The following is a 7,433-nucleotide window of genomic DNA, read 5'->3' as shown; positions in this document are numbered from 1 at the left end:
CGGCGAGATAGCGATTGAGCCCCGCTTCACCGCCGCCAAGGGCAGGGACCAGCGCGGTCGATTTCTTCTCAGACACCTGAACACATCCTTTCGCCGCGCCCGCTGTAGGGGGGCGCGAACCTCACAGGCCAAACCGGGCCCAGGCTGTGTCGCGAGACGTTCGCGGCTTGTTCCGGTATATCCGAGCCGGGCCAATCTCGCCACACAGCAAAACTATTCGCCCACGTAGCACCATTCGATACAGCGCGTTTTTGGGGCATTGCACCTTTGATACATAGGCTGGCGTCAGCCATCATGCCCTCCCAGTTCGACGATGAGCGTTCTGAGATCGACGGGCGTCGGGCTGGCAAAGCGCACCGACTCGCCGCTCGCCGGATGGATGAAGCCAAGCTCGGCGGCATGAAGCGCCTGACGGCGAAAGCCGAGTCGGGCAAGCAAGGGCCGATGCAGGGGAGACGTGCGTCCATAGACCGGATCGCCCACTAGCGCATGGCCGATTGATGCAAGGTGAACGCGCACCTGGTGGGTTCGCCCGGTCTCGAGCCGGCACTCGATCAGCGCCGCGCCCCCCGGACCTTGGGCAAGCACCTCGATCGTGCGGTAATGCGTCACCGCATGTTTCCCGCGTCCGTCGGCCACCAGCGCCATCTTCTTGCGGTCGCGCTCGCTGCGCCCGATCGCGCCGCGCACCGTGCCCGCGGCCGGCACCGGCACCCCGGTCGTCACCGCCTGATAGACGCGGTGGATCGAATGGTCGGCAAACTGCCGCGCCAGCCCCTCGTGCGCCGCATCGGTCTTGGCGACGACCAGCAGCCCCGAAGTATCCTTGTCGATCCGGTGCACGATCCCCGGCCGCGCGACCCCGCCGATCCCGGAAAGCTGGCCCCGGCAATGGTGGAGCAGCGCGTTGACCAGCGTCCCGTCAAGGTTGCCCGCCGCCGGATGCACCACCAGCCCCGCCGGCTTGTCGACCACGATCAGGTGCGCGTCCTCGTAGACCACACTCAGCGGAATATCCTGCGCCGCCGCTTCCGCTGGTGCAGCTTCCGGCACGCGGATGGTGAAAGGCGTGCCTTCGGCGGGCTTCAAGGAGGCCTGCGCGGCTGTCTTCCCCGCCAGCGCCACCCGGCCCTCGTCCATCAGCGCCTTGACCCGCTCGCGCGAGAGGCCCGAGACATCGGCCAGCGCCCGGTCGAGCCGCAGCCCGCCGGCGGGAATGATGCCCTCGATGATGGTCTCGCATGCCCCCATGGTTCGTCCGATATGGGAACGAGGTGGCAGAGCGGCAAGACCTCGCTCAGGTCCGCCGCTTGGGCAGTTCCGCGCGCGGCAGACCTCAGGCCACGATCAGGATATCGGCAAACGCCAGCGCCGGGTGCACCGCATCGCCGAGCGTGGCGACAAGCACGGCGGCTCTGCTGCCCGTGCCATCGGGATCGTAGAACAGATTGCCAGTGGCCTGATTGTAGATGATCCGATCGGTGGCGTCGTGCGCGGCGGTGCCTGCGTAGAACGCGTCCGCGCCCAGCGCACCGATCGCGCCCAGCGCGGTGAACACCGCTTTGCTGAAGGCAAGCTTGTCGCCTTCACCGGCAGCGAAATCGGTCAGGGTGTCAACGCTGCTGCCCAGCGTGGTCGACGTAATCGAGGCAAACAGGAAGGTATCGCCGCCGAGACCACCGGTCAGCCGGTCCTGCCCGGCGCCGCCGTTCAGCGTGTCCTGGCCCTCGCCGCCGTCGATCGTGTCCGCGCCGCCCAGCCCGGACAGGACATTGTTGCCCGCGTTGCCCGTCAGCACGTTGGCGACCGCGCTGCCCGTACCGTTGATCGCGGCACTGCCGGTCAGGATGAGATTTTCGACGTTGGACGAAAGCGTGTAACTGGCCGAGGCTTCCACCGTATCGGTCCCGCTGCCCGCGAATTCGCGCACGATATCGCCGCTGCTGTCCACGATGTAGCGATCATTGCCGGTGCCGCCATTCATTGTATCGATGCCTGTGCCGCCATCCAGCGTGTCGTTGCCGGCGCCGCCGTTGAGTGTGTCGGCGCCGCCGAGGCCCTGCAACACGTCGTTGCCATCGAGGCCGCCCAGCGTGTCGGCAGCTCCGCCGCCGGTGATCACATTGTCGAGCGCGTTGCCCGTACCGCTGCGCGCGCTGGTATCGGTGTAGGTGAACGTCAGGTTCTCGACTTCGCTACCCAGCCGGTACGCCGCGAGCGCGGTCTGCACCGTGTCGGTACCCTCACCGACCAGCTCGGTCACCCTGTCGGTCGTGCTGTCCACCAGATAGGTGTCATCGCCGGTGCCGCCGATCATGGTATCGTTGCCGGTGCCGCCAACGAGCGTGTCGTTGCCGCCGAGCCCGATGAGCTGGTCGTTGCCGCCAAGCCCGTTCAGCACATCGTTGCCGGTGGTGCCGGTCAGCACATCATTGCCCGCCGTGCCGGTGCCCGCGCCTGCCGAGACCAGACTGATGGTCTGGTCAGCAAAGCGCAGAAACTCGACATTGATCAGCGTCCGCACCCCGGTGAAGCTGCCGTTGCGCAGACTGACCTCGAACTGGCCAATGCCGGTCTGCACGATCTGGTAGTTGCTGGCCGCCCCGCCGAACACGGCGGTATCGTCGTTTGTGCCGCCATCCAGAATGTCGTTGCCTTGCCCGCCCACCAACGTGTCGTTGCCCGCGCCGCCACGCAGCACATTGTCGGTGTCGTCGCCATAGATGAGGTCGTTGCCGCCAAGGCCGGAAACCGCACCGATGTGATCCGGGCGCAACACGATGATGTCATCGCCGGTGGTCGCCTGCACACTGCCCGTATTGAACAGGCGGGCGACGGCATTGCCGCTGGGCGACCGGGCATCGACGGCCGTCACGGCAAAACCGCCGCCATCGACGCCGGTGATCTGCGCCGCTCCGTTGGCTCCCGGGAGCATCTGGAATGTCAGGCCGACCCTGATTCCGGTCCCGTCAAAGACCTGGCCATACAGGCCCGCCCCGTTGGTCGAAGCGCTGTTCTGCCACGTGACCAGAAAGTTGCCGTCATCAAGGGCGGTGACATCCGAAGCGGGGTAACTGCCGCCCGTGGATGCGACCAGAATCGCATTGCCCACCGCGGCGCCGGTGCCGCTGTAAAGCTGCACCCAGACGTCGGAGGCAAAGCCGCTGCGAGTGGAATTCTCGATCCACTTCACCGCAAAACCGCCATCGGTCAGCGCTGCCACGGAAACGGCATCCGCCTCCCTCCCGATGCTGGAAGGCGCAGATGCGTCAACCACGAACTCGGGACCGGTCAGCTGCATCGCCGAATCGACGATCCTGGCGACGATGGAGGCGGAAGAGCCAGCCCCCTTCACATAGGCCACCACACTTGATCCGCTGCCAAGCCTTGCGGCATCAAACGCGATGATCTGCTCGCCGCCGGTCAGCGCCGCGTTGATCTGCGTGCGCCCGCCCAGAACCGTGCCGGCCGAATCGACCAGTTGCGCAAAGAGACCGGGGTTTCCGGACAGCGGGGACGATTGCGCCACGACATGGAACTGATCGCCCCCGGCCGGAATGATCCTCGGGGAAACGGCAGCGACAATGTCATCGATGGAATAGGTACCCGCCAGGAACGGATCGCCGACCGAAGCACCGTCCTCGTCATAGACATGCGCGACGATGCCGTTGCCGCTGGTGCCTCGGCCAGCCTCGTCCCACGCGATCACGAACTTGCCGTCGTCCAGCGTCGTCACCGTGGGGTTGGATTTGGCGCGCTCTTCGGCGGGGTTGGGCGGGTCATTGACGACGAACTGCGCGCCGGCAGCGGTGCCATTGGCATTGAAGATCTGCGCGCGGATATTGTTCGCGCCGCCGCCTCCATCGACCCACGCCACCACATATCGGCCGCCCGAAAGCCGGCCGATCGAGGTTTGCTGTTCGGTAGCCAGGGGATCGTTGTTGGACCACGCAGCCCCGACACTGTTATACACCGACATCAACTGTTCCCCCGGCCACAATGGCAATTGACTATTCCGGCGGATTGATACCGTTTTATGTCAGGCGCGAGGCTGGAACCGCTCGCGCCGGGATTGCCTTGCCTCCCACGATGCCCGAAACATACACCCTCTCCCCCGCCGCCCACGCCGCGATCCTCCATGCCGCCCGGCAGGCTGCCCCTCGTGAAGCCTGCGGGCTGCTGTTCGGCAACGCCGCCCACATCGAAACGGCGCAGCCTGCCGCCAATGTCCACGGCGAACCGCATCGCCATTTCGAGATCGATCCCGCCGCCCTCATCGCCGCGCACAAGGCCGCGCGCGCTGCCAGGGACTCAGGCGGCCCGCAACTCGTCGGCTACTTCCACTCGCACCCCAATGGCCTTGCCCGCCCCTCCGCCACCGATGCCGCATCGGCCAGCGGCGATGGGCGGATCTGGGCCATCGCCGCGTCCGGCGCGGTCACCTTGTGGCGCGATGCCCCATCCGGGTTCGAAGCGCTTTCCTACCAGGTCAAGGAGGGTTAAGGCAGGTTGGTGATGTCACATCCAGCCCCATCTCGCGCGCTTCGCTCCGGCTGCGGACAGCCTCTGGCCCGGCCTTCGCGACGTTTGCTCAGGACTGTGTCAACCGTGTCAACCTATTCAGCGAAAAGGCCCGAATTCTGAACATGAACACCGATTCGCTCGATCTCGCCAGTCTGCTGTGCTCGCGGCTGTGCCACGACATGCTCTCGCCCGTCGGCGCGCTCACCAATGGTCTCGAACTCCTCGCCGAGGAGAAGGACCCCGAGATGCGCCAGAAGTGTTTCGAGCTGCTCGAACAGAGCGCGCGCATTTCGGCGGACAAGCTGCGCTTCTTCCGCCTCGCCTTCGGGGCGGCGGGCGGCTTCGGCGATATGGTCCCGCTCGATGAACCCCGCGCGCTGATCGATGCGCTCGTTGGCAACAACGGGCGCATTCAGGCCAACTGGGCGCTGGCCGGCAGCAGCCTGCCCAAGCCCGCTGTCAAGACGCTGCTCAACCTCGCGCTGATCGGCATTGAAGCGCTGGTCCGCGGCGGCACGCTCGATATCGCCGCCGAACTGCGGACGGATGGCGCGAAGCCGTGCAGCGAGATCGTCATCCGCGCGACCGGTGCGCGCGTCGTGTTCGATCGCAATGTCGGGCTCGCGCTCGAAGGCGCGCTCCCGGCCGAGGAACTTTCGAGCCGCACCGCGCCCGCCGCCATGCTCCGCCAATTGGTCGACAGCCTTGGCGGCACACTCCAGTACCACGCCGCGCCCGAGGCTCTCGTGATGGGGGCGATGCTGCCCGTCGCTGCATGAAATGATGAACCGCTGGCTGGTCCACCGCGAGGTCCCCTCGCCCAACTGGAACGAGCGCAAGCTGCCCGTTTCCATGGTGGTCCTGCACTACACCGGCATGCGCACTGCCGCCGAAGCGCTCGAGCGGCTGTGCGATCCGGCAGCGGAAGTCTCCGCGCACTACCTGATCGACGAGGACGGCACCGTCATCCGCCTCGTCGATGAAGCGAAGCGCGCATGGCATGCGGGGCGCTCCTCGTGGCGCGGGATCACCGATGTGAACTCGGCCAGCATCGGCATCGAACTCGTCAATCCCGGCCACGAGTTCGGCTATCGCCCCTTCCCCGAAGCGCAGTTGGAAGCGCTGATCCCGCTCCTCGCTGATATCGTGAAGCGCCACGACATCCCCCGCGCCAACATCGTCGGCCACTCGGATGTCGCCCCGGCGCGCAAGGAAGATCCGGGCGAGCTGTTCCCGTGGGACCTCCTCGCCCGCTACCGGCTGGCGCTCGCCAAGCCCAAGCTTGCGATGCGCCTCGTGTTCGACAACCCCGGCGCCTTCTACCTCGCGCTCGAACGCTTCGGGTATGACATCACCGATCCCGTCGCCGCCGTGCGCGCCTTCCAGCGCCGCTGGCGCCCCTCGCGCATCGATGGCGAGATCGACGGCCAGATCGGCGCGCTGCTGTTCGAGCTTCTGTTGGAACGCGACCTCGGGCGTGCTAGGTGACGCCTCGCCAGGGGGCCGGGCAGCCGCGTGATCGCAAGATCCCGAGGAAAGTCCGGGCTCCACGAAACAAGGGTGGCGGGTAACGCCCGCCGGGTCCGAAAGGATCAAGGGAAAGTGCCACAGAGAGCAGACCGCTAACCCAGAAATGGGCAGCAAGGGTGAAAGGGTGCGGCAAGAGCGCACCGCGCGACCGGTAACGGAAGCGGCATGGCAAACCCCACCCGGAGCAAGACCGAATAGGGACTGCGCGCTCTTCGGAGCAGGCCTGTTTCGGGCCAGCAGTCCGGGTTGGTCGCTTGAGCGCGCCCGGCAACGGGCCGCCTAGAGGAATGGCTGCCGACGCGGATACGGTCCACAAGTGGGATACCGTCCGCGCCACAGAACCCGGCTTACAGGCCCCCTGGCATTCAAAGCGTTTTCCTACCCGGCTCGAAGGCGCTAGGAAACGCCGCATGTCCGGCGCGCATCACCACCATCACGGCCATGGGCATGACCATGGCCACGCGCATGGGCATGGTCACAGCCATGCGCCCGCCAGCTTCGGCCGCGCCTTTGCGATCGGCATCGCGCTCAACAGCGGCTTTGTCCTGATCGAGGCGGGTTATGGCATTGCCGCAGGCTCGATGGCGCTCGTCGCCGATGCCGGGCACAACCTGTCGGACGTGCTCAGCCTCGCCGTGGCCTGGGCCGCCAGCGTGCTGGCCGCGCGCCCGCCCTCGGCGCGCTTCACCTATGGCTACAAATCCAGCTCGATCCTCGCCGCCCTGTTCAACGCCGCGCTGCTGATGCTGGCGCTCGGCGCGATCCTTGTCGAGACGATCCACCGCCTGATCGCGCCGCAACCTGTCGAGGCCGGCCCGGTCATGGTCGTGGCGGGCATCGGCATCGCGATCAACACGCTGACAGCGCTCCTGTTCCTGCGCGGGCGTGAGCATGACATCAACATCCGCGGCGCCTATCTCCACATGGCCTCCGATGCTGCGGTGTCCGCTGGCGTGGTCGCGGCGGGCGCGCTGATCGCCCTCACCGGCGCGTGGTGGATCGATCCCGTCACCAGCCTCGCCATTGTCGGCGTGATCGCGTGGGGCACCTGGGGCCTTGCCAAGGATTCGCTCAAGATGGGCCTCCACGGCGTCCCCGCCTCGGTCGACGCGCGCCGGGTCGAGCAGTTCCTCGCCGCGTTGCCCGGCGTCAGCGCGGTTCACGATCTCCACATCTGGCCGATGAGCACCACTGAAACCGCAATGACCGCGCATCTCGTGATGCCCGCAGGCCACCCCGGCGACGCCTTTCTCACCGGCCTTGCCCATTCGCTGGAACACGAATTCGGCATCTGCCACGCCACGGTGCAGATCGAGACGACCGATCACGCCGGCCACGCCTGCGCTCCGGCGTGCCAGCCCCGCGCCAAGCTGGCCTAG

The 7,433-nt window shown here is 66.6% G+C and carries 6 protein-coding genes and 1 other RNA gene; 5 read left to right on the top strand and 2 right to left on the bottom strand.

Going from position 1 to position 7,433, the window contains the following annotated elements; all coding sequences use genetic code 11:
• Nucleotides 1-285 precede the first annotated feature (285 nt).
• On the bottom strand, nt 286-1,251 hold the full coding sequence (locus K5Q19_RS06200) for an RluA family pseudouridine synthase (protein WP_292942242.1): 966 nt from the start codon (nt 1,249-1,251) through the stop codon (nt 286-288).
• A gap of 85 nt (nt 1,252-1,336) precedes the next feature.
• On the bottom strand, nt 1,337-3,979 hold the full coding sequence (locus tag K5Q19_RS06195; RefSeq protein ID WP_292942240.1) for a calcium-binding protein: 2,643 nt from the start codon (nt 3,977-3,979) through the stop codon (nt 1,337-1,339).
• A 110-nt stretch (nt 3,980-4,089) separates the two neighbouring features.
• Here K5Q19_RS06195 and K5Q19_RS06190 point away from each other — a divergent pair, with 110 nt between their 5' ends.
• The 5 genes from K5Q19_RS06190 to K5Q19_RS06170 all read left to right on the top strand — a co-directional run bounded on the left by K5Q19_RS06190 (nt 4,090) and on the right by K5Q19_RS06170 (nt 7,433).
• Entirely contained in the window at nt 4,090-4,503 is a 414-nt protein-coding gene (locus tag K5Q19_RS06190; RefSeq protein WP_292942238.1) for a M67 family metallopeptidase, read from the top strand.
• Between the two features lie 143 nt (nt 4,504-4,646).
• Nucleotides 4,647-5,303: a histidine phosphotransferase family protein gene (locus tag K5Q19_RS06185; RefSeq protein WP_292942236.1), complete on the top strand. Its 657-nt coding sequence runs from the start codon at nt 4,647-4,649 to the stop codon at nt 5,301-5,303.
• A gap of 4 nt (nt 5,304-5,307) precedes the next feature.
• Entirely contained in the window at nt 5,308-6,012 is a 705-nt protein-coding gene (locus tag K5Q19_RS06180) for an N-acetylmuramoyl-L-alanine amidase (RefSeq protein WP_292942234.1), read from the top strand.
• Between the two features lie 7 nt (nt 6,013-6,019).
• An RNA gene (gene rnpB / locus K5Q19_RS06175) (RNase P RNA component class A) lies at nt 6,020-6,420 on the top strand.
• 44 nt (nt 6,421-6,464) lie between these two features.
• Nucleotides 6,465-7,433, top strand: a complete 969-nt coding sequence (locus tag K5Q19_RS06170; RefSeq protein WP_292942232.1) for a cation diffusion facilitator family transporter — start codon at nt 6,465-6,467, stop codon at nt 7,431-7,433.

This window comes from Novosphingobium sp. (genome assembly GCF_019748365.1).
Lineage (GTDB): Bacteria > Pseudomonadota > Alphaproteobacteria > Sphingomonadales > Sphingomonadaceae > Novosphingobium.
This window is presented reverse-complemented; position numbering and strand designations above follow the sequence as displayed.

What these genes read in the sequence shown, in the direction of transcription:
- K5Q19_RS06185 (WP_292942236.1), top strand. Translation starts at nt 4,647, where the DNA reads ATGAACACCGATTCGCTCGATCTCGCCAGTCTGCTGTGCTCGCGGCTG.
- K5Q19_RS06195 (WP_292942240.1), bottom strand. Translation starts at nt 3,979, where the DNA reads ATGTCGGTGTATAACAGTGTCGGGGCTGCGTGGTCCAACAACGATCCC.
- K5Q19_RS06190 (WP_292942238.1), top strand. Translation starts at nt 4,090, where the DNA reads ATGCCCGAAACATACACCCTCTCCCCCGCCGCCCACGCCGCGATCCTC.
- K5Q19_RS06170 (WP_292942232.1), top strand. Translation starts at nt 6,465, where the DNA reads ATGTCCGGCGCGCATCACCACCATCACGGCCATGGGCATGACCATGGC.
- K5Q19_RS06180 (WP_292942234.1), top strand. Translation starts at nt 5,308, where the DNA reads ATGAACCGCTGGCTGGTCCACCGCGAGGTCCCCTCGCCCAACTGGAAC.
- K5Q19_RS06200 (WP_292942242.1), bottom strand. Translation starts at nt 1,251, where the DNA reads ATGGGGGCATGCGAGACCATCATCGAGGGCATCATTCCCGCCGGCGGG.